This is a genomic window from Verrucomicrobiia bacterium (genome assembly GCA_019634635.1).
In the GTDB taxonomy this organism is placed as follows: domain Bacteria; phylum Verrucomicrobiota; class Verrucomicrobiia; order Limisphaerales; family UBA9464; genus UBA9464.
The window spans coordinates 1-24949 of record JAHCBB010000038.1; the positions used below are offsets into that span (position 1 = coordinate 1).

Annotated in this window: 19 protein-coding genes; 11 read left to right on the forward strand and 8 right to left on the reverse strand. The window is 68.3% G+C overall.

All coding sequences use genetic code 11. From position 1 onward, the window contains the following. Window positions 1-413 precede the first annotated feature (413 nt). From maf to KF791_18150, 4 genes are all read right to left on the reverse strand, one after another. Window positions 414-1025, reverse strand: a complete 612-nt coding sequence (gene maf / locus KF791_18135) for a septum formation protein Maf (protein MBX3734500.1) — start codon at window positions 1023-1025, stop codon at window positions 414-416. Beyond that, the gene (locus KF791_18140; GenBank protein ID MBX3734501.1) at window positions 1022-4153 is read right to left on the reverse strand and encodes a fused MFS/spermidine synthase; all 3132 of its coding nucleotides are present in this window, start codon (window positions 4151-4153) and stop codon (window positions 1022-1024) included. The genes maf and KF791_18140 overlap by 4 nt, the downstream gene beginning before the upstream one ends. Before the next feature lie 103 nt (window positions 4154-4256). Next, entirely contained in the window at window positions 4257-7763 is a 3507-nt protein-coding gene (locus tag KF791_18145; GenBank protein ID MBX3734502.1) for a DEAD/DEAH box helicase, read from the reverse strand. A 258-nt stretch (window positions 7764-8021) separates the two neighbouring features. Next, window positions 8022-9068, reverse strand: a complete 1047-nt coding sequence (locus KF791_18150) for an NAD-dependent epimerase/dehydratase family protein (GenBank protein ID MBX3734503.1) — start codon at window positions 9066-9068, stop codon at window positions 8022-8024. Between the two features lie 88 nt (window positions 9069-9156). On the opposite strand from KF791_18150, the gene KF791_18155 reads away from it, so the two are divergent. Further along, entirely contained in the window at window positions 9157-9339 is a 183-nt protein-coding gene (locus KF791_18155) for a ChbG/HpnK family deacetylase (GenBank protein ID MBX3734504.1), read from the forward strand. Between the two features lie 233 nt (window positions 9340-9572). Here the strand turns inward: KF791_18155 and KF791_18160 are convergent, their stop codons facing one another. Next, on the reverse strand, window positions 9573-11306 hold the full coding sequence (locus KF791_18160; GenBank protein MBX3734505.1) for a tetratricopeptide repeat protein: 1734 nt from the start codon (window positions 11304-11306) through the stop codon (window positions 9573-9575). After that, on the reverse strand, window positions 11303-11881 hold the full coding sequence (locus KF791_18165; protein ID MBX3734506.1) for a redoxin domain-containing protein: 579 nt from the start codon (window positions 11879-11881) through the stop codon (window positions 11303-11305). The genes KF791_18160 and KF791_18165 overlap by 4 nt, the downstream gene beginning before the upstream one ends. Before the next feature lie 131 nt (window positions 11882-12012). Between KF791_18165 and KF791_18170 the strand changes: the two genes are divergently transcribed. The 10 genes from KF791_18170 (at window position 12013) to KF791_18215 (ending at window position 21492) form a co-directional block, all read left to right on the forward strand. Next, a complete protein-coding gene (locus KF791_18170) occupies window positions 12013-13269 on the forward strand; it encodes a PQQ-binding-like beta-propeller repeat protein (protein MBX3734507.1) in 1257 nt (418 codons plus the stop codon). 72 nt (window positions 13270-13341) lie between these two features. After that, complete coding sequence (locus KF791_18175; GenBank protein ID MBX3734508.1) at window positions 13342-14202, forward strand: fumarylacetoacetate hydrolase family protein; 861 nt, start codon at window positions 13342-13344, stop codon at window positions 14200-14202. 22 nt (window positions 14203-14224) lie between these two features. Further along, the gene (locus KF791_18180; GenBank protein MBX3734509.1) at window positions 14225-14512 is read left to right on the forward strand and encodes a hypothetical protein; all 288 of its coding nucleotides are present in this window, start codon (window positions 14225-14227) and stop codon (window positions 14510-14512) included. A gap of 1399 nt (window positions 14513-15911) precedes the next feature. Continuing rightward, window positions 15912-16439 carry a Na+/H+ antiporter subunit E gene (locus tag KF791_18185; protein MBX3734510.1) on the forward strand — a complete coding sequence of 176 codons (528 nt, stop codon included), beginning with the start codon at window positions 15912-15914 and terminating at the stop codon, window positions 16437-16439. Further along, entirely contained in the window at window positions 16436-16723 is a 288-nt protein-coding gene (locus tag KF791_18190; GenBank protein ID MBX3734511.1) for a multiple resistance and pH regulation protein F, read from the forward strand. Before KF791_18185 ends, KF791_18190 begins: the two co-directional genes overlap by 4 nt. After that, window positions 16720-17013 carry a monovalent cation/H(+) antiporter subunit G gene (locus KF791_18195; protein ID MBX3734512.1) on the forward strand — a complete coding sequence of 98 codons (294 nt, stop codon included), beginning with the start codon at window positions 16720-16722 and terminating at the stop codon, window positions 17011-17013. The genes KF791_18190 and KF791_18195 overlap by 4 nt, the downstream gene beginning before the upstream one ends. Beyond that, the gene (locus KF791_18200) at window positions 17010-17960 is read left to right on the forward strand and encodes a Na(+)/H(+) antiporter subunit B (protein ID MBX3734513.1); all 951 of its coding nucleotides are present in this window, start codon (window positions 17010-17012) and stop codon (window positions 17958-17960) included. Before KF791_18195 ends, KF791_18200 begins: the two co-directional genes overlap by 4 nt. Continuing rightward, entirely contained in the window at window positions 17957-18283 is a 327-nt protein-coding gene (locus KF791_18205; protein ID MBX3734514.1) for an NADH-quinone oxidoreductase subunit K, read from the forward strand. Before KF791_18200 ends, KF791_18205 begins: the two co-directional genes overlap by 4 nt. Before the next feature lie 3 nt (window positions 18284-18286). Then, complete coding sequence (locus tag KF791_18210; GenBank protein MBX3734515.1) at window positions 18287-19828, forward strand: NADH-quinone oxidoreductase subunit J; 1542 nt, start codon at window positions 18287-18289, stop codon at window positions 19826-19828. After that, complete coding sequence (locus KF791_18215; protein MBX3734516.1) at window positions 19825-21492, forward strand: NADH/ubiquinone/plastoquinone (complex I); 1668 nt, start codon at window positions 19825-19827, stop codon at window positions 21490-21492. The genes KF791_18210 and KF791_18215 overlap by 4 nt, the downstream gene beginning before the upstream one ends. A gap of 216 nt (window positions 21493-21708) precedes the next feature. Here the strand turns inward: KF791_18215 and KF791_18220 are convergent, their stop codons facing one another. Together KF791_18220 and KF791_18225 are read right to left on the reverse strand one after the other, a co-directional pair. Next, entirely contained in the window at window positions 21709-23478 is a 1770-nt protein-coding gene (locus KF791_18220; protein MBX3734517.1) for a hypothetical protein, read from the reverse strand. 25 nt (window positions 23479-23503) lie between these two features. Then, the gene (locus tag KF791_18225) at window positions 23504-24949 is read right to left on the reverse strand and encodes a DUF1501 domain-containing protein (protein ID MBX3734518.1); all 1446 of its coding nucleotides are present in this window, start codon (window positions 24947-24949) and stop codon (window positions 23504-23506) included.

Below are 24949 nucleotides of genomic sequence, written 5' to 3' on the forward strand. Positions count from 1 at the left end.
CTAACCTGATGGGGTGAGGCCGTTACCCGGTGGGGTGAGGCTCCCGCCGAACCGTACGTGTCGCCGCGAGCCGGGCCTTTGGCGACCCCACACGCGGACGGCTCCGCGGAGCGTCCCCACCACCGGAATGGGAGTTGGAGTCCCACGACCCGGTGACATCGGTGGGGCAAGGCTCCTGCCGAGCTGTCCATGCAACTGCAAGCCGGGCTTGTGGAGACTCCGCGCGCTGACAGCTCCGCGGAGCGTCGCCCCACCGGGTTGGGGAACTGATGGGCGGTCTGATGGGCTGCGGGTCTCAACTGGTGGGGCGAGGCCGTTATCCGGTGGGTGGGATGGGCATGGGTTGGAGGACGGTGAGCCCCACCTTCTTATTGGGGGAGATTGCCCGCCGGAGGCGGGGTGGCCCCACGCACCTACCAGCGGGAGAGGGCGGCGCGCAGGGCCTCGAGCGGGAGACCGACGATGTTGCTCCGGGAGCCTTCCACCCGCTCCACCAGGAGGTCGCCGCGTTCCTGAATGGCATAGGCCCCGGCTTTATCCAGCACCGCCACCTGCGCCAGGTAGGTGGCGATGGTGGTGTCGTCGAGCGGACGAAACCGCACGTAACTCGCCTCGGAGAGCAGCCGCATCCGGCTGGCCCGGGCCAGCACCAGGCAGACGCCGGTCACCACCTCGTGGGTGCGACCGGAGAGCCGCGACAGCATCGCCCGCGCTTCCGAGAGGTCCGCCGGCTTGGCCAGCGACTGGCCATCCAAGAACACGAGGGTGTCGGCACCGATCACCAGGTGGTCGGGAAACCGCCCGGCAAGCGCCATGGCCTTTCGCTGAGCATTGATCTCGCAGAGACGCCGCGAACCGAGTGAGGCGTCGTCGAGTTCCGTCGCATCGGACGGCACGGTCTCGAACCCGGGCAGAATCTGGCGCAGCAGTTCCACGCGCCTGGGGGACCGCGAGGCCAGCAGCACCGGGGGCAGATCCCGGGTGAGGACCGGCTGGACGTCGTCGGCCCCGGAGTCGCCGGTCATCGGCTGAGCCCCTGCGTGTTCATCACGGTGCCCAGGATCCTGCGGGCGTGGTACTCGAGCAACGGGTCGCGGTAGGTGGATTTTTCGCCGAGGAATCCGCGCTGGGCGGCCTCCTTGACCAGTTGCACCGCCGTGGCGAGGTCACCTCGTTGCTCGAACAACTGAAGCATGCGCGCGATCACCTGGCGCGGCGCGCGCGGGTCGAGATCGAAGGAATAGGGGCCGTCGTCGGGCGATGCGGTCGAGAACACCCGCAGCGCCAGCGCCAGGAACTGCGCCTCGTCGCCCCGGTCCCAGAGCACCTCGGCCAGCCGTGCCCGGTGCGCGCGGCGTTGTCCGGCATCATGCTCGATCAGGTCGTTCAACACCCCCTCCAACTCCTCGGTGGGGGGCAGATAGTAGGCCGAGCGGCGGGTGCGGTGCCGGTCCATCAGGGCCGCGGCCTGCTCCCGCATGAGCACCACATTTTGTTGCTCGCGGGCCATCTGGAACTCCGGACGCGTCCCCAGGGCCGACGTGATCGCGTCGCGCACGGGCACCTGGACGTCGAGGGAAATGAGCAGCGCCAGGGGCTCGAGGTTGGTGGCTCCGAGTTCCAGCCAGCGCCACACCTGCGAGCGGAACACGCTGGGATCAGGGATGGACGAGGACCGGAACAGCTCCGCGGAGGCCGCGAAGTCCCCCTGCGTCATGTTGCCGGGAGGCTTGAGCTGCGTCAGCAGCATGCGCGGACGCCGCTGCCGGGGCTCCGAAACCTCGAGCACCTTGTAGGCGCCGTCGCGCCGGAAGAATGCCTGCTGTGCGGCGTACTCCAGGACCGGCTTGAAGTCGCTGTGGATCGGGGTCTCGGGATCCACCTCCGGCAGGAACGCGCCGTCCCCGTGTGGTATCAGTTCCTGCATGAGCAGGGGCTCGAGATGCTGGACCCCCACGCGGGCAAGGTCGGCGCGCACGATGGGGTCCTCGAAGCGCTCCCGGAACGTCGGGAGGTCCGGACGCTTCGGGGTCATTGAGCCGACCAGCAGCAGGTCCCCGGCGCCGACCTGCCAGATGCCGACGAAGGGGAAGACCGAGCTGAACGTGTTGACCACCATGTCCACGATCCGGTCGTTGGTCTCGTACACCTGCAACCACTGGGCGACGATGCCGCCCGGTTTCAGGGCGTCGCGGCAGTCCTGGTAGTATTCGTGGCTGAACACCGCGGCCACCCCGGCCATCCAGGGATTGGACGGTTCGGTGATGATCACGTCGTAGCGGTTGGGCGTGGCCCGTAGGAACGTCTTGGCATCCTCGACGGCGAGATGGACCCGCGGGTCGTCGAGGGCGTGGTTGTTGACGAACCCGAAGAACTTCCGCGCCACGAACGCCACCTCGGGCGAGATTTCCACCACGTCCACGTTGGTGATCCCCGGATGGCACAGGGCCGCCCCGACCGTGACGCCGCTGCCGATCCCCACCACCAGCACGTCGCTGGCGTTGGGGGACAGCATCAGGGGGATCTGGCCGGTGAGCACCTGGGTGGACATGTCGCCGACGGAGGTGGCGTCGGTCTTCCCATTGACGGTCAGCGACAGTTGTTCGCGTCCGTTGGCCAGCTGGTCGGCGATGACCGCCACCGTGGAGCCGGCACCATCCCGGTGGTAGCGCAGATCCAGGCGGCTGATCATCTCGCGATAGGTGGCCACGGTCGGCGGGGCGACACCGGCGCGCCACATGCCGAACGCGAAGGCCCGCCGCCAGCGGGGTTCCAGGCTGGCGGCGCCCAGGAACGACAGCACCAGCACCACCGCGGGCACCGCCCAGACGAACCGGCGGGCGGGAAACCGCTGGACCAGGATCGCCGTGCCGATCAGGGCGTTGAGCGCGATGCCGATGGCGAAGGTGTGGGCGAGGCCGAAATAGGGGAGAAACACGAGTCCGCCGAGCACCGCGCCGAGCACGGTGCCGATCGTGTTGACGGCAAACACCTTGCCGACCGAACGGCCGGTGACGGACAGCGCCGCGGTGGCCACACGGCTGGCCAGCGGCAGGGTCGTGCCCAGGCAGACTGCCGGAATGAACATGACGGCGAAACAGATCAACGCCTGGCAGAGCTCGTAGAGGAAGTAGGCCCCCGGCTGGCCGCGGGCGAGGAGGTTGCCGAGCTTGACGAACCACAGGGGCAGCAGGTCGTAGAACCAGATGGACGCGAACAGCGTGGCCGCCAGGGCGAGCTCGGCGATGCCGAAGGCCACCAGGGTGTTGGCCTGGCGCCGCCACCGCGAAATGATCCAGCCACCCACCGCGATGCCGCTGATGAACGTGGCCAGCATCAGGGAGTAGGCGTGCGTGCTGGCTCCCATCGCGAGGCCCAGGAGGCGGGTCCAGGCGATCTCGTACACCATGGCCACGAATCCGGAGAGGCCGATGCCCACCAGCGCCAGCCGGAGCTCGACGGGCGTAAACCGCTCGTCGGTCGCCGCGGGCGCCTCCTCGACCGGCGCCTCCTCCCCCCGCTCCGACGCCCGGCTGATGACCAGGGCCAGCACGCCGATGCCCAGACTCATCGCGGCGCCGACGTACACCGTGGCCTCCAGGCCCAGACGCGGAATCCACCACCAGTCCGCGGCCACGGTCCCGACCACGGCGCCGCTGCTGTTGATGGCATATAGCGCCGCCACGCGCCCGCGCAGTTGCGACAGCGAGCGGGTCACGAACTTCGTCAGCGCGGGAAGCGTGGCGCCCATCAGCACCGTCGGCAGCAGGATGGTGATCCCGGCGAAGGCAAACTGCATGGCGAGCCGGATCACCCCCGTCGGCGCCCCGGCCCGGACCAGTCCGAGAAACGCGCCGTGCACCAGTTCGTAGTAGGCGGGGAAGATGAGCGCGAAGACGCCGATGCCCAGCTCGAGTCCGGCGTAGAAGAGCAGGGGACGGCGCACGCGGTCCGCGAGGGCACCCAGCCAGGCGTTGCCCAGGGCCAGTCCGCCCATGAACGCGGCCAGCACGGCGACGACGGCGTAGCTGGTGTGGCCCAGAAACAGGGCCAGGTAACGGGTCCAGACCACCTGATACAGCAGTCCCGCCACCCCGGAGAGGAAGAAGGATCCGAGAATCAGGACGTAGGCGGACTTCACGAGTCGGTTCACCGCCCGGAACCTACCGGACCGGCTTCCCGCATGACAACGACGGTGTCCGGCCGTGTCGGGCCGCATCCGGCCTCCCACGACCATGACCGATCGCGGTCGCCGGTCAGTCCGCCAGCAGGTAGCGCAGATCGTCGAGGGTGAGGGCTGCGGAAAACCGCTCTTCACCGAGCACCTCCTCGGCGAGCATCCGCTTGGACTTCTGGAGGGCGCGGATCTTCTCCTCGATGCTGTCTTTGATCAGCAGGCGGTACGCCATGATTTTGCGCGTCTGCCCGATGCGGTGGGTGCGGTCAATCGCCTGGTTTTCCACGGCCGGGTTCCACCAGGGATCGAACAGCACCACATAGCTGGCGGCGGTCAGGTTCAATCCCGAGCCGCCGGCCTTGAGTGAGATGAGGAACACGCCCGAGCCCTTGTGTTCCTGGAACTCGCGGACGAGCTCCCCGCGGTCTTCGGTTTCACCCCCCAGGTACCAGTGGGTCCAGCTCCGCGCCGTCAGGGCGGGCTGGAGCAGCTTCAGCAGGCCGGTGAACTGGGAGAACACGAGGACCTTCTCCCCCTCCTCCATCAGCGGCTCCAGCGTGTCGAGCAGCGCCTCCACCTTGGCCCCCTCCTGCAGGGCATCGGGCTTGAGCAGGCGCGGGTGGCAGCAGATCTGCCGCAGCCGCAGCAGCGACGTCAGCAGGTGGAACCGGTCCCGGTTGAGGGCCTCCTCGGTTTGGAGCCGCAGCAGGTGCTGCTGGGCCGTCTTGAGCTCGGCGCGGTACAGCGTCTTTTGTTCCCCCTCCAGCTCGCAGTAGAGATCCTCTTCAATGCGGTCGGGGAGGTCGCGCGCCACCTGGGCCTTGGTGCGCCGGAGCAGGAACGGACGCACCCGCGCCGCCAGCCGCGGGCGGGCGAAGAGATCGTCCTTGGCATCATAGAGCCGGTGGAATCCCGCGCGGTTGCCGAGCACCCCCGGCATGGCGAAGGCCAGCAGGCTCCAAAGGTCGAGCAGCCGGTTCTCGATGGGTGTTCCGGTGAGGACCAGCCGATGATCGGCCCGGAGCCGTCGCGCCACCTGGGCCGTCTGCGACGACGGATTCTTGATGTTCTGACCCTCGTCGAGGATGGCGGCCAGGAAGTCGGTGCGCGCCAGCTGGTCCTCGGCGATCCGGAGCTGGGCGTAGTTGATGACATGCAGGTCGGCCAGCTCGCCCGCCGCCGCCAGTTCCTCCGCGGTCGCGCCCCGCCAGACCCGCACCCGCAGGTCCGGGACAAACCGTTCCGCCTCCGCCCGCCAGGTGTCCTGGACGCTCTTGGGACAGACCACCAGCGAGGGCAGGCCGCGGCGTCCGTCCGTCCCGCCCTCCTGTCGCAGCCACGCGAGCCAGGTCAGGGCTTGAAGGGTCTTGCCGAGGCCCATGTCATCGGCGAGCACCCCGCCAAAGCGGTTGGCCGACAGGTAGGCGAGGAAGTGGAATCCATCGCGCTGGTACGGACGCAACTCGGCGCGGACGGCGGGGGGGAGTTCCGGGGTGACCCGGGCCTTCAACTCGGAGGCGCGGCGTTCGATGACGGCCGCGGTGGCCTCCGGCAGGAACCGCCGGGCTGCCGGGTCGGCGAGTTGGAGGGCGTGCAGGCGCTGGGGGTCGGCCGAGAGCTGGCGCGGGGTGAGGCCGATCCGGGCGAGATCCGATTCCTCCTGATCGGTCAGTTGATACTCCAGGCGCTTCCACCCGAGCTTGCCGAGTTGGACCCATTGTCCCCGGGCGGCGATCAGGGCCTGGATTTCCTCCGGGGTCAGCGTGGTGTCGGACACGCTGACCACCACCTTCAGGTCGAACCAGTCGGGGCCCGCCTCCGACGCTTCGAGGCGCAACGTGCCCGCCACCGTGCCGTCGCGCAGCGTGGCGAGCTTGCTGCAAAGACTGACCCGGGCGGACGCCGGCAACTGATCAAGCAGGGAGCGGAAGCGTTCCGGAAACGCCCGGGTGACGCGCGCGGAGAATGTGCCCCTGTACGGATCCGGCTTGAACCCCGCATCCAGCAGCCGGGTTGGAAACCCGGCGAGGTCGGAGCGGTCGAGGACCACCAGTCCCTTGTTGAATCCGTTCGTGGCGGTTTCCTCAGTCCAGCCGCTGTCCGAGAGTTGATGCGGGAAGTGACCGTCGGGCGTGGCGGCGGACATCAGCAGTTGGCAGTACTCGGTCGTGGCCCCGTCGTACCGGATCACCTCCGCACGCAGGGCGAGCTGGAGCGGGCACACGGTCGTCCGGCTGCGGATCCGTCCCGGCATTTCCACCCCGGCCCGCTCCAGCAATCGCAGGCCGGCTGTGGATTCGAGCACCCGGGACGGAACGGCGGCCTGGGGGCCTTTCAGCACGGTGATGCCGACCGGATCGGGTCCGGGGAAGATGCCCTTGGCGGTGAGATACACCGTCGGCGTGCCCTGCAGCGTAGCCAGGATCTTGGGGACGGGCTTGCCCTCATGGGTCACCAATGCAAACCGGTAATCTCCGTCCTCCGTGTCGGGCTCGTTCACCTGCCAGCGCAGGGGATCCGGAGCCAGGACCAGCGGTTCACCGTCCTCGTTGGCGAAGTATTTGACCGCCTCGGGAATCCGAAGATGGACGCCCAGCCATTCCGCCACACGATGATCCGAGAGGTCGCATTCGTGGGTGCCGAACCGGTCCAGTCTCAGATAGGACGACCACAACGACGCCGCCCGTGGTTCCAGCCGGTGGGATCCATCATGGGCCAGATCGGTGAACCGCCCCCCCTTCAGCCATTGCCAGGGCCCCGCATCCGTGCGGATCTCGACCCGGATTCGCAGGGCGTTCAGCCGGAAGCGGATCTCGACCCTCCCGGCTTCGCGCCGCTCCGCGAGTCCATTGAGCGTCAGCAGCGTCGCCTCCCATTTGCGGATCTCGCGCTCCCGGAAATGCCGTTGCCGCTTGGCGAGGAAGTCGGGGGTGGGCTTGACCTCCTGGAGGAACGACGGAATGCCGTACCCGCGCTCTTCGGCGAGGCCGTACAGGTACATCCAGAACTCGATTTCGGACTCGGGCGGTTCTGAATACAGATCCACCCGCTCGAAGCTGGGCATGCGTCCCGGCCAACCCAGGGACCAGAGCGCGCTCTCGGTGACCGTGCCCTGGCGGTACAGTTCCTTCACGGTCCGGACAAACCGTCGCTCCGCCTCGCGCAGGGCCCGTCCGTTCGCCTTCCGTGCCGCGGCCTCGAGGCTGGTGTTTTCGGATGGGGCTGCGGGCGCAGATGACGCGGCCGCTTTGGGCTCGGCTCCGTCACCCGCCATCTGGTCCAGGTAGCGCCTGAGGACGGCGGCGATGTGGACGCATTGGTGGATGTTGCAGCCCGGGGTGGAGCACCACTGGATCCACTCCTCCGTTTCGGGATCGAACTCCATTTCCACCCCGACCCTGGGGGGCACGGACACCACGGCCTCGAGGCTCAGCCCTTCTTCGTCAAGGTCTTCGAAGTTGACAAGGTTGGCCGTCACGAGGCGTACGGCCGCTTTTCGAACCCGCGAGGGCAGGGAATGCCAAAGTGCGTTGGCCGCTTCAACCGCGCGCGAGGTCACCGATGGTTCCATCCGACGGGGATTCACCCACGAACGCCTCACCGGCTCAATGGCGCGCTATTCACCACCTGTTCACAAGTGGAGTGACCCTGACATGCCACTGGGTCCGTCCGGCCAGGGTCCGTTCCTTCCGGCTGAACGCCGGGGGAACCCAGGGACCGAAGGTCGGGACTGCGGATCAAGCCATGACGCTCACCGCCAAGCGGGTGGTGGATTGGGTGCCTGGATTTTGTCAGGGCGAGCCGGTTCCCCCGAGCGCTCAAGCCACCTAGAAAAGGCCTTCGCTCATGGACCGGCGATTGCCTGGGAATCCGGGTGCGCACGCTGCCCACCTGCAGCGCTTGGTGCGAACCAGGCGATGGCTTCATCGAGGGAGTCGTCGAGGCGATTCTGCGGACGCCAGCCCAGTTCCTCGATGGTGTCCTGAAGGTCAAAAAACTGACGCTGCCGCGAGAAATAAGCCGTCTCCCAACAGACGCGATCGCTCCCTCGTCCCGTCACGAAGCCCGCCACGTCGTTGAGAATTCCCGCCGCCGCCACCAGTCCAAACGGGATCCAGGCCCTGGGCGCCGGCCGGCCGATCCGCCGGGCGACCCGCGACAGGAATTCTTCCAGCCAGAGATTTTCATGACCGAGAATGTACCGACGGCCCGGCTGGCCCCGGCGGGCCACCGCGACAAGCCCTTGGGCCACATCCTCGACGGCCACCAGGTTCAGTCCCGTGCGGGTGCACCCCGGAAAACGACCCCACATGAGGTCACGGATCATCTGTCCGGTCGGGGTGGGACGCTCATCACCAGATCCGATTGGAGCCGTCGGGCTTGCGATCACGACCGGCTGGCCCGACTCGGCCGCGCACAGCGCCTCCTGCTCCGAGTGCCACTTTGAAATCTTGTAGGCGCACCCCGGGGGTGGGCGGGCGGGACGGTCCTCACGGGTGATCAGCCGACCCCGTGCGGACAAAATGCCGGCCGTGCTGCAGTGAACGAACCGGTCCGCACCCGCCCGTCGTGCCGCCTGGAGCATGCGGCGGGTTCCCTCGACGTTCGTGCGCCACAGCGAAGCCCGGTTGCGCCATCCGAAGCAGTAGAGCCCGGCGAGGTGGTAGACGTTCCCAATCCCCCGGCAGGCGCTGGCGACCCGGTCTTCCCCCTGGGACCCGTCCAGATCCCCCTCGTGGATTTCGACGGCATCCCCGAACAACGTCCGGGCCTTTTGCGCCGACCGGCAGAGGACCCGGACCGTGGCCCCCGACCTCAGGAGCTGCCAGACCAGGTGGCGGCCAATGAATCCGGTGGCACCAGTGACAAGATTGAAGGGCGGGCCCGCCATGAAAGGGGGGGCAGGATCAGGCCCGACCCGGTCGGAAGGGCAAAGCAAATCTCGCCAAACCCCCTGACAATTTTCAGCCTCCGCCCCGGTGACCGGGCAAAAACAACTGGCGTTTGTCGCGGATGACTTCGGCCTCAATGCCGGGATCAACGGTGCGGTTTTGCGGGCGCATCGGGAAGGCGCGTTGACCGGCGCCAGCCTCATGATGGGCCAGCCGGGAACCGCTGAGGCGGTTGATTCAAGCGGACGCATTGTGCGGCGCTGGATTTAGGAGTCGTGCCAATGCCGCTTTGGGGGGGCAGACCGGCTGCACGAGATGGACGCAGCGGAGATCCGGATCATGGCGGAGTCGCTTCCGTCACGGTTGCATGAACTTGTGTTCCACCCTGGGTCTCGCGATGGGGATTCATCCACAGCCACCTCACGACGACGTTCCGAAAACACCTCGGCTGTGCGCCGCGAGATTTCCGCGCCGGCAGCATGGCCTGACCGGATCGCGACGCTCTATTTGGGGGGCTGAGAGGACGCCTCTTCGCGACGGTCCTGCTCCATGCGGAGCTGGTCGAGGGCGCTGCGGGCCAGGGTGTCCGTGGGATCGAGATCGGCGGCGGCCTTGAGGTGGAAGGCCGCGACGTCGGCACGTCCGGCGCCCAGATGCATCAATCCGAGATTTCCGTGGGCCCGCGCGTGCTTCGGATTGAGTTCCAGTGCTTTTCGGAAGGCCGCTGCGGCCTCGCCAGGGCGGTTCTGAATCCGGCAGGCAAGACCGAGATAATACTGCGCCTCGTCCGATGCCGGTGCCAGCCGGGTCGCCTCGCGGAATCGCGCCTCCGCCTCCGCGAACTGCCGGCGGGCAAGCAGCGTCCGCCCCAGCTGGATCATGGCCGGCACGTCGCGCGGGTTCAGGGCCAGCCGGCGGCTGTAGTAGGCGGTGTTGTCCCGGATCGTCCGCTCAATCAGCGCGCGGTCCAGCGCCGCGGCCCCCTCGGGATTCATCGGCAGCAGCTGGAACCACATTTCCGCCATCTCGTCGGTCGTGTCGGGGCCAAACCGGATGGTTCGTGGCGGCGAGAACGGGTTCTGGGGGTTGCCCGTCGAGTTGTCGAACTGGATGGCCATGGTGAGGCGGGTCCCGGCCGGGAGAAACACCGGATCCCGGTAGAGGTAGGCGCCCTGCCAGTTGAAGTCCCAGTCCAGGATCAGCAGCAGCGGATCCACGGTGCCGTCGGGCAGCACCGCCTGTGCCTCGACGCGATGCCCAAGATAATGCGTGTGCGGGAGCACCCCGAGCAGCAGGACGTCAGCCGGCAGCAGGAATTCGTCGCGGGCGATCACGCTGTCCGTGCCTGCAGGGATCTCGAAGTCATAGTTGACGAGTCCCAGCTTCACGGGGCGGTTGGTCGGCGCCTGGTCGGTGAAATAGAGGCCAATCTCCGGCTGAAAGCTTTCAATCCGGCCCACCGGTTGCAGATGGAACTGCAGCATCAGATCCGACCCGGGCTCCAGGGTCCAGCCCAGTCCCGGCGGGTTCCGGATGGGCGCCGCCCCCGGCTGCCAGCTCGCAAAATGTCCGTTCGGGGCCTCCACCCCGGGCGGCGTGTCCATGCCGGGAAATCCCGGAGCCGCATCCTGCGCATCCCGTCGTCGCGCCTCACCGCTCCGGTCCACGTGGAGGAATGCGTGGTGGGCCGTACGGGAGTTCGGACGCAGCTCCCAGGCCGCCACATGACGCGTCTCGGACAATCCCGTCGGCAGGACGAAGCTTCGGTAGAGGTCGCGACCCTCGGCGGGAACCTCAAACGGGGCTTCGGGCTTCAGGATCAGATCGGGCGGCCCCAATTGCCAGCCCGAGGGCCACGTGCGCGGCGCGGGGCCCTTCGAGGGATCCCCCTCCGGCATCCCGGATTCCACCCAGTCCTTGAGCGTCCGCTGATCGGCGGCGCCCAGGCGCCGCTCCCCGACGAAGGGATGCGCTCCGGGCTCGGGCGGACAGGGGGGCATGAGACGCCGGGCGGTCACCTCGACAATGTCCCGCGCATGCTTGCGGGCCTCCGAATACGTTTGCAGCGGGAACGGGCCGGGCTGTCCGGGACGATGACACGGGGCGCAGTGCTCCTGCAGAATGGGGGCAATCTGTTCGTGATAGGTCGGTGAAGCGGCCGCGGAACATGCCGACACCACGAGGAAACAGCCCGCCAGCACCCGGAGCCTTCGCGAGTCAAAACGCGGTGCATTCATGGAGCACGTTCGATGCGACAGCCTGCGGCCTGGGTGACCTTCCCGATCGCCGGGGCACCGGCCAGGTGGGCCGTGAGGGCGTCCTCGAGATCGTGATGCACCGGGGCCGGGCGTCCGGATCCCAGACCGGAGAACTGGTCATGGATCCTGCCGCGATAGATCAGCCGTCCGTCGGGAGTCAGGACAACGACCTCCGGCGTGACCGTCGCTCCAAGGGCGTCCGCGAGCCGCTGCTCCGGGTCCCGATAAGCCTCGGGAGGGAGATGGAAATCCTCCCGATGTCGGCGAATCATCCCGGCATCCTCACTGTCGTTGGGGTACACGGGGAGAAAGGCCACCCCCGGCTCGAACTCCGCGGCCAGGCGGGACAACTCCGGCTGCACCCGGTTGGAGATCGGGCATTCAGTGGCCAGAAAGATGAAAACCACCGCCCGGGTCTCCAAGTCAGGCTGCCACGAGACCGTGTCACCGGAAAGCGCGGTGAGCGTCCACGTCCCCGGGGAGGGCGCGGGCGCAGGAGGCGTGGGAGTTGTTGGACGGTCGTGCAGGCACCCCGCGGCAATCAGCGGTGTCATCCACACGGCAACAGATGGCAGCCGCCCGGGGTTCAATGGTGCGAACAAGCGCAAATCAGGGAATCCCGTCAAGGAGGGAACGGTCGGCGGACCGGGTTGCCGCCTGCGGGATCCGTGCTCCGTTCCTCAAGATGCTCTCCCGATGCCTGCTTCCCGTGGTGTTGTGCTCCGCAGTCTCGGCTTCTGCCGACACCTGGCCGCAGTGGCGTGGACCTACCCGGGACGGCCAGATCTCCGGCACCTCCTGGCCTGCGGACCTGAAGCCGGCACACCTTCGCAAGGCGTGGCGGGTGGAGTTGGGGCCGGGTTATTCGGGGCCCGTGGTGGCCTCCGACCGCGTGTTCGTCACCGAAACCCGCGAGAAGCAGTTCGAGACCGTGCGGGCACTCGACCGCGCCACGGGCCGGGAGCTCTGGAGGCAGGAATGGGAGGGCGCCATGAGCGTGCCCTTCTTCGCCAGATCGAATGGCGACTGGATCCGGTCCACGCCGGCGTGGGATGGGCAGACCCAGACCCTTTATGTCGCGGGAATGCGGGACGTGCTCGTGGCGCTGGATGCCGCCACCGGCGAGGTCCGGTGGCGGAAGGACTTCGTGGCGGATCTCGGATCGCCGCTGCCGGCCTTCGGGTTTGTCTCTTCGCCGCTTCTGGACGACGGAGCGTTGTTTGTGCAGGCGGGTGGCGCGGTGATGCGATTGGATGCCGCCACGGGTGCGGTGGTCTGGCGGGCCCTCGAATCCACGGACGGCATGATGGGCAGCGCGTTCTCCTCGCCGGTTCTGGCCTCACCCGGGGGCCGTCGCCAGGTGCTGGTGCAGACCCGCAGCGACCTTGCGGGGCTGGATCCCGGGACGGGCGCGGTCCTGTGGACCCAGCCCATCGAGGCTTTCCGCGGAATGAACATCCTCACCCCGGTGGTGGTTGGGGACCGGATCCTCACCAGCGCGTACGGAGGACGGACCCACGCCTTTGATCTGGTCACCGACGGGGAGGCGGGTCTCCGTCTGGTACCCGCATGGGAATTCAAGGCGCAGGGCTACATGTCCACGCCGGTGGTGGTGGATGGCCATGCCTACCTGCACCTGCGCAGCCAGCGTGTGACGTGTCTGGAGGTCGCCACGGGTGCCGAGCGGTGGACTTCGGGCGAGGGATTTGGGAAGTACTGGAGCCTGGTCGCCAATGGTCCCCGAATCCTGGCGCTGGACGAGCGGGGAGACCTGTTGCTCCTCGCCGCCTCGCCGGAGCGGTTCACGGTGCTGGATCGCCGCCGGGTCGCCGGGAGTGAATCGTGGGCGCACCTGGCGGTGGCTGGAAGCCAGGTGTTCATCCGGGATCTGGACGGCCTGACGACGTGGGACTGGTCGGCGGCGCCCACCGCAGCCCGCTGAACCGGCGGCGCGGCGGCGTTTCGCGCGGCGCATGCTTGTCGGGCGGAGGGCCACGCGGTAACACAGCCGCCCATGAAGCTCTGCCGGTTCCGATCGCCCCATGTTCCGTGGCCCGCCGTGGGATGCATTGGCGAGGACGACTCGGTCCTGGATCTCACCGGGGTCGGCGTGGTCAGCCTGACCGAGCTTCTGGAACGTCCCGACCTGACCACCCGCCTCGCCCGTTGGGTGGACGGTCCGCTGCGACGGTTTGCGCGCGGCGAAGTGCGCCTGCTGGCCCCGGTGGAGGGACAGGAAATCTGGGCGGCGGGCGTGACGTACCTTCGGAGCAAGAAGGCGCGCATGGAAGAATCGGACTTCAGTGCCACGGCCTACGACCGGGTGTATGACGCCGACCGACCCGAGTTGTTCTTCAAGGCGTATGGTGAAAAGGCGGCAGGCCCGGGCGACCCGGTGGGCATTCGTGCGGATGCCAGCTGGAATGTCCCGGAGCCGGAGCTTGCCCTCGTGCTCAACTCGCAGGGCCGTGTTGTCGGCTGCTCAATCGGCAATGACATGAGTTCCCGCGACATCGAGGGGGAAAACCTGCTCTACCTGCCACAGGCCAAGGTGTACCGCGCCTCCTGCGCCCTGGGCCCATGCATCACCGTGGGGGTGAGCGAGGAGGCCGCCCGGGATTGGACGATCACCCTGCGCATAGACCGTGCGGGAGAAGTGATGTTTCGGGGCGAGACCCGGGTCTCTCAGATCAAGCGCCGCTTTGACGAACTGGCCTCCTGGCTGTTCCGGAGCCAGGAATTTCCCCGGGGCGCCGTGCTGCTGACCGGCACCGGGATCGTCCCGCCGAACGATTTCACCCTGTCCGCCGGGGATGAGGTGATCATTGCCATTTCCGGGATCGGCGAGCTGTCCAACACGGTGGCCGTCGTTTAGGGAACCCCCGCCCCACGACCCCATGCAGGAAGAGTTGAACCTGGGTGCGGAGGACGGTCCCGACGGACTGGAATCCTGGCGGGGCCAGCGGGCAAAGCAGTTGCGCGAGCTGTCCCGCACTTTGGGGATCCCGCTGGGACACCGCTGCCGGATTGAACTGGCGGGTGGGGTAATCCTCGAAGGACTGCTGGGACTCGACGAGGATCTCCTGTTCCTCCCGGAACCGGGTCAACGTTCCGCAATCCGTCTGCGCGTGGACCGCTGCGTGTTCACCCTGAGCGAAGTGGTGTCGGCCGTGCGCCAGGACTGATGCCGCAGTGGGGTGTGGCTCCTTGCCCGGTGGGGCAACGCTCCGCGGAGCCGTCCGCGTGTGGGGTCGCCAAAGGCCCGGCTCGCGGCGGCACGTACGGTTCGGCGGGAGCCTCACCCCACCGGGTAACGGCCTCACCCCATCAGGTTAGACCCGCAGCCCATCAGACCGCCCATCAGTTCCCCAACCCGGTGGGGCAATACGACGCTCCGCGGAGCCGTCCGCGTGTGGGGTCGCCAAAGGCCCGGCTCGCGGTGACACGTACGGTTCGGCGGGAGCCTCACCCCACCGGGTCAAGGCCTCACCCCATCAGATTGGACCCGTAGTCCGTCAGAGCGCACATCAGTTCCCCAACCCGGTGGGGCAACGCTCTGCGGAGCCGTCTGCGTGTGGGGTCGCCAAAGGCCCGGCTCGCGGCGACACGTACGGTTCGGCGGGAGCCTCACCCCACCGGGTAACGGCCTCACCCCATCAGGTTGGACCCGCAGCCCATCAGACCGCACATCAGTTCCCCAACCCGGGGGGGGACGCTCCGCGGAGCCGTCCGCGTGTGGGGTCGCCAAAGGCCCGGCTCGCGGCGACACGTACGGTTCGGCGGGAGCCTCACCCCACCGGGTAACGGCCTCACCCCATCAGGTTAGACCCGCAGTCCATCAGACCGCACATCAGTTCCCCAACCCGGTGGGGCAACGCTCCGCGGAGCCGTCTGCTTGTGGGGTCGCCAAAGGCCCGGCTCGCGGTGACACGTACGGTTCGGCGGGAGCCTCACCCCACCGGGTCAAGGCCTCACCCCATCAGATTGGACCCGTAGTCCGTCAGAGCGCCCATCAGTTCCCGAACCCGGTGGGGACGCTCCGCGGAGCCGTCCGCGTGTGGGGTCGCCAAAGGCCCGGCTTGCGGCGACACGTATGGTTCGGCGGGAGCCTCACCCCACCGGGTAACGGCCTCACCCCATCAGGTTGGACCCGCAGCCCATCAGACCGCACATCAGTTCCCCAACCCGGTGGGGCAACGCTCCGCGGAGCCGTCCGCGTGTGGGGTCGCCAAAGGCCCGGCTCGCGGCGACACGTACGGTTCGGCGGGAGCCTCACCCCACCGGGTAACGGCCTCACCCCATCAGATTAGACCCGCAGCCCATCAGACTGCCCATTAGTTCCCCAACCCGGTGGGGCAACGCTCCGCGGAGCCGTCCGCGTGTGGGGTCGCCAAAGGCCCGGCTCGCGGCGACACGTACGGTTCGGCGGGAGCCTCACCCCACCGGTGGGGATGGGGTGGGGTGAAGTGCCGCCAATGGCGCTTGACCCTGCTCAAACCGGACTGTTGTCCTGTCGCCTTGGTCGAACGTGCCATGAACTCCCCAGAAACCCACACCGGGCCGCCTCATCCGCTCGTCCCGGCGATGTCGAGGATGCTTGCGTTCTTTGCGTTCTGGCTGGTTCTGGCCGGGATTCCTGCGGATGCCGGTGCCGGCTCGGATGTTCTCAGGAAGCTTGCGCCCGACGGGATCATCGGCGGGCTCGCGGCGGCGGCTGCGACGTGGGTCAGCCTGCGCCTGTTGTCCCCGGAGTCCTTTGGCGTGCGCCTGTCCGGGCTGCCCAGGCTGGCGCTGCATTTCATCCGCCATTCCGTCGTTGCGGGCGTGGACGTCGCGCTCCGGGCGATGAGTCCGCGCCTCCCGCTGAATCCCGGTTTCGTGGAGTACCGGGTCGGCATCCCGGCCGGACCGGGTCGCGACGTGTTCACCGCCTTGACGAGTTTGCTGCCCGGAACGCTGCCGGTCGGGACCGGGGCTGACGGCGTGATCCGGTATCACTGCCTGGATGTCGGGCAGCCGGTGGCCCGGCAGTTGGCTGCGGACGAGGCCGTATTGACCGGAGTTCTGCGCCCCGACGCGGATGTCGTGGTCGCTGGCCAACCCATCCCATGACCAGTGTCTTCCTGATTGCCGCTGCCGGCGTGCTCGCGACCGTGGTGCTTGGCCTCGTGCGCGTGGTGCGCGGCCCGGCGGCAACGGATCGCCTGATGGCCGCGCAGTTGCTGGGCACGGGTGGCATCGCCGCGTTGCTGCTCTTCGGGGTCGCGACGGGGATTCGGGCGGCGCTGGACGTGGCCCTGACGCTGGCGGTCCTCGCGCCGTTCGCGACCGTCGGCGTCCTTCGCGGCGTCGCGCGGGCGGAGGTGAAGGCGCCAAGGAAAGGAGAGGCAGAGTGAGCCGCATCCTGGACATCCTGACGGTCCTCCTGATCGTGGCCGGGGTGTTCTTCTTCCTTGCCGGGACGGTGGGCCTGTTGCGGTTCCCGGACCCCTTGACGCGGCTGCATGCGCTGACCAAGGCGGACAACCTCGGGCTTGGCCTGATCGTGCTGGCGCTGCTGCCGCGCGTGGCGTGGCCGTTCGACGCATTGAAGCTGATCGCCGTCTGGCTCTTCGCGCTGCTCGCATCGGCGACCGTCGGACAGCTCGTCGGCCGGATTGCCCACGAGAAGGGACTCGATTCATGAGCGCCGTCGTGGGCGTGGACCTCGCCCTGATTGTTCTGCTTGTGGCGTTGGCGTGGTGGATTCTGGCGGCGCGGGACGCGTTTGCGGCGATTGCGGGTTTCGTTGCGTACGGGCTGGTGCTGATGCTGGCCTGGATGCGACTGGCGGGGCCTGATGTCGCGCTGACGGAAGGGGCCATCGGCAGCGGACTTTCGGGCCTGATGCTTTTTGGTGCGGCCGCGCGACTGCGCCGCAAGGGTCATGAAGCCGCGACCGCCTCGCCATCGGCGGGCACCGCGATGCGCGTCGGCGTTGGCCTCCTGTGCGCCGGGGTTGTCGCCGCCCTGGCGGCCATCGTGCTGGAGTTGCCCGAGCCGGCACCGACCCTCGCCCCGCAGGCGGCGGCGAGTCTGGGGGCCACCAGACTCGGCAACCCGGTCACCGGTGTGCTGCTGGCCTATCGCGCGCTCGACACACTGCTTGAGAAGGTCGTCCTGTTTCTCGCGCTGATCGGGGTCTGGTCGCTGGCCCCGGACCGGGCCTGGGGTGGCGCGCCCCGCATTCCTTCCGTGGAATCCCACGGCGCGTTGAGACTCCTGGCCCAGGTGTTGCCGCCGTTTGGAATTCTGGTCGGCATTCACATGGTCTGGAACGGCGCCGACGCGCCGGGTGGGGCGTTCCCCGGCAGTGCGGTGCTCGCGGCAATGTGGATGCTCGCCCTGGCGGCGGGGCTGACCCGGCTGCCTGCCGTCTCCTGCCGCCGCCTCCGGACGGCCATCATCATCGGCCCCGCGGTGTTCCTGCTCGTCGCCTTTGCGGGATTCGGGCTGGCCGGGGCGTTCCTCGCCTACCCGGACGGCTGGGCCAAGCCCTTGATCGTCGCGATTGAGCTGCCGCTGATCCTGTCCATCGCCGTCATCCTCACGCTCCTCATTGCAGGACCGCCCGAAACGGAGGTCCGGCCATGACCCCGGCAACGTGGATGGGCCTCGGTGGCGCGGTGCTGGTGGGCCTGGGGCTGTATGGCGTGATCCTTTCCGCGCAATGGCTGCGAAAGATCATCGCCTTCAACGTGCTCAGCAGCGGCGTTTTCCTGCTCTTTGGTGTCATCGCCCTACGCGGCGCGGGCGCCGGTTTCGGCGGCGATCCGGTTCCGCAGGCGCTGGTCATCACCGGCATCGTCGTGGCGTTCTCCGGCTCGGCGCTGGCCGTTGCCCTGCTGCTGCGGTGGGCGGAGTCCCGAAGCCGTGCGGCGCGGCCGTCCGATGATCCCGCCGACGGCGTGTCGTAGTCCATGGGCCCTCCCGCGCTCCAATCCGTTCTGGGCGACGCGCCGGTCACGACGCCGGGCGGTTTCCTGCTGGTGCTGGCCCTGATGACGCCGGTGTTGGGGGCGTTGGCCGGGTTCGTGTTTGGCGGCCGCGCGGCGGAACGCCTCGCGGTGCTGATGGCACCCATCGGCCTCGCGATCAGCCTGTCCATTCTCGCGATGGTGCTGCGCACCGACGCGGCGCTGGTTTACGTCGTCGGCGACTGGGCGCCTCCGCTCGGAGTGGCGCTGCGGGCCGACGGATTTTCTGCGGCCATGGTGGTGATGACGGCTGTGGTCATGACCGCGGTCCTCCTGTATGCACGGACCGATTTTTCAACGCCCGCCGGGATCCGGGAGGCGCGCCGGCCGCTCTCGTTCTGGGTGCTGGTGCTGGGGGTGTGGAATGCGCTTCTTGCGGTCTTCCTGAGCAACGATCTGTTCAGCCTCTATGTCGGACTGGAGTTGCTCACCTTCGCCGGGGTGCCCCTGGTCTGCCTCGACGGGCGGGCGGAAACGCTCGAGGCCGCCCTGCGCTACCTCATGTTCGCCCTGCTGGGATCGGTGCTCTACCTGCTCGGGGCGGCTCTGGTTTACGGCACCTTCGGTACGCTCGACCTCACGATGCTCTCGGGCCGCCTGGGTCGAGGGCCGCTGGGCGCGGTCGCGGTCGCGCTGATGATTGCCGGCCTGTTTGCCAAGGCGGCGCTTTTCCCGCTGCACCTGTGGTTGCCGCCCGCGCACGGAGGTGCGCCGCCCGCCGCCAGCGCCATCCTGTCCGCGCTGGTCGTCAAGGCGTCGTTCTTCCTGGTCGTCCGTCTGTGGCTCGGCCTCAGCCCCGACCTGTCGAAGGTCATGGCGTCGCAGCTCATCGCCGCGTTGGGCGCCGCAGCGATCCTTTTCGGAGGCGGACTCGCGCTGCGGCAGGCGCGGCTGAAGATGATGATCGCCTACTCCACGGTCGCGCAGATTGGCTACCTCTTCCTGATGTTTCCGCTGCTGGCCGCGGGGGCTGGAGGGGTCCACACCGCGGTGCTGACCGGGGGGTTGATGCAGGCGGTGTCGCATGCGTGCGCGAAGGCGGCGCTGTTTCTGGCGGCGGGCCTGCTGGCCGGTGCGCTGGGCGGCGACCTGATCGCCGGCCTGCGTGGACTTGGCCGTACGCTGCCCCTGACGGTGCTGGCGATGGGCATCGGCGGCATGTCCCTCATCGGCCTGCCGCCGAGCGGCGGGTTTCGGGCCAAATGGCTTCTGTTGTCGGCCGCCATCACCACCGGCCAGTGGTGGTGGGCACTGGTGATGCTCGCGGGCGGATTGCTCTCGGTCGGGTACGTGTTTCGGATCCTCAATCCGGCGCTCGCGCGTGTGGAGGAACCCCTCGCGCTCCGGGCGCCCGTGTCGCGTCAGCGTGAAGTCATCGTGCTCGCGCTGGCGCTCTGCTCGCTGCTGCTGGGATTCTCCGCCATCGTCCCCGCCAACCTGGCGGCGATCGGGATTGGCAAGGCCCCGGAGGTGACCGTGCCATGACCCTCGGCGTGATCTCGATTTCCAGCCCGGGCGGCGCGGCGGCATTGCTGGCCACGCTGATTGTGCCGGCGCTGTTCGTGGTGGCCTGCCGCTCGCGCCGCTGGCGGGAACGGATGCCGCGGCTGTTGTTCCTGGCGCCGCTGCCGGCGCTGGCCGCCGCCTGCTTCGTGCCGGAGGGGGCGGCCGTCGTCCTCGACCCGGCGCGGCTGCGGCTCACGCTCACCCTGGCTCCCCCCCGTGCGCTGCTGCTGGGCGCGGTGGCGTTGTTGTGGTCCTGTGCGGGGGCCTACACCGGTGCGTACCTGCGTGACGACCGGTACGCGGGGCGGTTCGCGGTGTACTGGCTGCTCACGCTCACGGGCTGCCTGGGCGTCTTCCTCGCCGGCGATCTGGCGAGCTTCTACCTGCTGTATTCGCTGATGAGCCTCGCCGCGTACGGTCTGGTGGTTCACGACGGCACCGCCCCGGCACGACGCGCGGCGATGGTGTATCTGGTGCTGGCCGTGCTCGGCGAGGCGTTCCTGCTGCTGGCGTTCGTGCTGCTGGCCGCGGCGGCGCCGGGGGACTCGGTGCTCATCCGCGACGTCGTGGCCGCACTGCCCGCCTCGCCGCTCCGCGCGCAGACGCTGATGTTCCTGATCCTGGGCTTCGGCTTGAAGATGGGCCTGGTGCCGCTGCACGGCTGGCTGCCGCTGGCGCATCCGGCCGCGCCCATGCCGGCGTCGGCGGTGTTGAGCGGGGCGATCATCAAGACGGGTGTCATCGGCTTCATCGCCCTGCTGCCCCTGGGGACGGTGCTGACCGCCTGGGGGATGGCGCTGACGGTGATTGGCATGGTCACGGCGTTCTACGCCGTGACCATTGGCGTGACGCAGGCCAATCCGAAAACGGTGCTGGCGTACTCCAGCGTGAGCCAGATGGGCCTCGTCGCTGCGTTGCTGGGCGTCGGACTGGCCACCGGTCGGGCCGAGGCTGGCATGGCGGCGGCGTTCTACGCGGTGCACCACGTGCTCGTGAAGGGTGCGCTCTTCCTCGCCGTGGGCGTTGTCGGCCTGACGCCGGCGCGAGTTCGGTGGCGGGTGCTGCTGCCGTGCGCTGTCCTGGCATTGAGCTTTGCCGGGCTGCCGCTCACCGGCGGTGCGGTCGCAAAGCTGGCGACCAAGCCGTACTTCGACAGCGATTTGCTCAAGGTCCTCGCCACGCTTTCCGCCGCGGGCAGCGCGTTGCTGATGCTGCACTTCATGGGACGTCTTGCCGCGCTGGCGCCGCCGGAAACGGATCGTCCCGCCCCCGCCGGAATGACCGTTCCGTGGGCCATCACTGCGATCGCCGCGGTCGCGGTGCCATGGAGTCTCTATTCTGCTGTCCTTGGCGGGGATGCCGGGCAAACGCTGGATCCAAAGGCGCTGTGGGCCGCCCTCTGGCCGGTGCTGGTTGGAGCGGGGTTGGCCGTCGTGTTGCACCGCTGGAGCATGCGGCTGCCCCGGATCCCCGAAGGGGATGTCATCTGCACCGGGGAACGGGTGGCCCGCGCAGCGATGGCACAGGGCCGGGTTCTGGATCCGTTGGATGCCGCACTGCGCCGCTGGCCCGTCGCCGGCGCGGCGCTGTTGGCACTAACATTGATATTTGTGGCACTGCTTTTCGCGGGCGGGCCGCCTTGAGCATGCCGTTCCCGTGGCTCATGCCGGGTAGGGCAAGGCTCCTGTCCGGTGGGGTGTGTGTCCTGTCTAGTGGAGTATGGCACCTTACCCGGTGGGGCGAGGCTCCCGCCGAGCCGTACGGCCAACCCGTGGCCCGGCCTGTGGGGACTCCACGCGCAGGTGGCTCGCGAGGACTCTCGTACCCACCGGTGGTGGCGGCGGAGCGTCAAGAACCCCTCACCGGTGCTTCAGCCGGAAATACGCCTGGTCACTGAGCGAAAGGGGGGCACGGCACGGTGAATCACCCGGGATGTCCGACCAGCCGTCCGGGTCGGCCAGATTCCCGACCAGAAACTGGGCGCCATAGGCCGGATCCTCCCAGGTCAGGACGACGTCGTCGCCGTCACGCGCGATGGCGATGGACGAACTCTGCGGGATCAGCGCGAGCGGGTTTGAGAATGGCGAAGTGTCCGACCCCGAGTCGTCGCTCAGGGTGCTCGTGATCACCAGATGGGTGGCGAGATGGATGCCGGGCACTCCGGTCAGGTCGAAGGCAAATGCACCCGGCGCCGGGTCCAGGTCGTCGGGGCCACCCTCGATGAACGTCGCGATCCGCAGGCCCATGACCCGCGAGTCCGGGTCTGGATCCGGGTTGGCGAGATGTACGTCCACCGCGGCGGGAGTGAGATTGTCGTCGCCAGGGCCGCTGAGCGGCACGCTGCCGCGGATCTGCTGGCGGGTGGAATCGTCAGAAAGCACTGGCGCCAGGTCAGTGTCGCGTCCGAGCCGCAGGCCGGCCAGGGAGTGCTCCAGCAGTTCGTGCGACGGTCCGGTGTTGCCGCGAAAATAGTTGCCGCGCTGGACCACGCGGGTGTCCGGGCGCGGATAGCGAAACAGGTAACCGGTGTGGTTGTAGATGCGGTTGGCAGCTGCGGAACCGGTGGGCGCACCGTCTCCGGTGCCGATGACCGCCTGGACCTTCTGGACCCTGAGGAAGTTGCCGTTGGGCAGCGGCGTGATGGAGTCCATGGCCACGCCGATCCAGTTGCCCGCAAGCACGAGCCGCTCGGCCGGACCGTAGAATTCGATGACATCGCCCCGCATGCCGCCGATGACATTCCGTCGGATGGTGATCGTGCCCTCGAGATCGGCCCCTTCGATCGCGTCGCCTTCCAGCGCCTCGCGGATTTCCGCGGGCGGAAGCGTCCGCCCGTCCGGCAGCACCCCGATGAGATTGTTTCTGACGACGACGTCGCGTGTTTCCTCGAACTGGATGGCGATGGCGTGAGCGACAATGACGTTTTGTTCCTCCATGGCGTTTGCGCCGTCGCCATCCGAACCGAAGACATGGCCGCCTTCGGTGCCGTACGCCGCAATTGCCACCTCGCCTCCACTGAAAAGGGTCTGGTCGGGCGAGATGCCGAACCAGCAGCCGCTCACCTGGCCCCCGGCGGCGCCGTCGCTGAAGTACACGCCGTAGTTCAGCGAGTCCTGGCTGGCGAGCACGGAGAATCCACGCACGTGAATGTTTGCGCCGGCGAGGCGCAGCGACCAGTCGGGCGTTTCCAGGGTGTGGGGATCGGGTTCGAGCACGCGACAGTCGAGCACGATCCGCAGCACGGCATTGTTGGCATCCCCGGGTCCCGCGGAGTTCGGACGCGCTCCGGGCTGCGAATAGCCGTCCACCAGCGTCCGGGCGAATCCGGGGGCGAGCAGCGGCGGAAACCCGCCCGGTGGCGCGGCGATGATCTGCGGGCCGCTGCCGGGGATGGCGAAGCGGATGACGAGGTCGTCGCCCGCGTCGTCCTCGATCATGAGCACCGATTCTCCGGCGGACATCGGGCGGCCGAGGGCGTCGTTGGCGAGGAGCAGGGCCTCGACAAAGGTGAGCCGGGCGTCCGGGGTGTTGTCGTTGCCGGCGGTGTTGACGATCAGCTCAAGGCTCCGGCCGGCGGCAGGCAGGGCAAGCAGCGCGGAGACCATGGCGGGAAGGACAATCTGTTTCATGGTGGCAACCGGCTCCCGGGCCGGCTTAGGCCAGCAGGCCGTGGACGACTTCGCCGTGGACGTCAGTGAGGCGGAAGTCGCGTCCCTGGAAGCGGAAGGTGAGCTGCTCGTGGTCGAAGCCAAGCAGGTGCAGCAGCGTGGCATGGAAGTCGTGCACATGCACCCGGTCCTTCACCGCGTTGAACCCGAGTTCGTCGGTCTCGCCAAATGTCAGCCCGGGTTTGAATCCGCCACCCGCCACCCAGTAGCTGAATCCGTTGGGATGATGGTCCCGTCCGTCATCGCCGCCCTGCACCATCGGGGTGCGTCCGAACTCACCGCCCCAGATGACAATGGTGTCCTCCAGCAGGCCCCGCTGCTTGAGGTCCTTCACGAGGGCGGCGCTGGCGCGGTCCGTCACTTCGCAGTTGCGCCGGAGATCCGCCTTGAGGTTGCCGTGCTGATCCCAGGATTCGTGGAAGATCTGCACGAAGCGGACGCCGCGCTCAATCATCCGGCGCGCCAGCAGACAGGCATTGGCGTAGGTCGGACGACCCGGCTCGGCGCCGTACAGTTCGCGGACACTCTCCGGCTCGCGCGTCAGATCCATCACCTCCGGCGCCACATGCTGCATCCGGTAGGCCATCTCGAAGGCGCTGATGCGGGCGGCGATTTCCGGATCCCCCACGGTTTCAAGCCGGCGCGCGTTCAACCGGTTCACGGTGTCCAGGGTGTCGCGCTGCAGGGCGTCGTCCACACCTGCGGGATTGGACAGGTACAGGACCGGTTCGCCGCCGGTCCGGAAGAGCGTCCCGTTGTGCACCGTCGGCAGAAAACCGCAGCCCCAGTTCGACGCGCCGCCGCTGGTTCCCTTGCTGCCGGTGCTGAACACGACGTAGGCCGGCAGGTCCCGGGTCTCGCAGCCCAGGCCGTAGGTGGTCCAGGCTCCAAGGCTGGGGCGGCCAAACTGCTGCGAGCCGGTGTTCATCATGATCTGGCCGGGGGCATGATTGAAGGCATCCGTCTGCATGGAACGGATCAGCGTGAGGTCGTCGGCCACGCCGCCGAGGTGCGGGAGGAGTTCGCCCAGTTCCATGCCGCAGCGCCCGTGCCGCTGGAATGCGAACCGGGGGCCCAGCAGCGTGGAACTGGGATTGATGAAGGCGGCGCGATAGCCCTCGAGCAGCTCCGGAGGCGGCAGGGTGCCATTGAACTTCGCCAGCTGGGGCTTGTAGTCGAAGAGCTCGAGGTGGCTGGGGGCTCCGGCCATGAACAGGTAGATGACCCGCTTCGCACGGGCGGGCAGGGGCGGGTTCCGGGGCGCCAGGGGATTGCCGGCCAGCGCGGTGGATGCCGCCCCGAGCCGGTCGCCCAGGAGCGAGCGCAGGGCGATGGCTCCCAGCCCAACCCCGCAGTCCTTGAAGAACCAGCGACGGGTGAGGTGCCGTTGCCGTTCGGCGACGGCGTGTTCGGACACGGTGAGGCGTTTCAT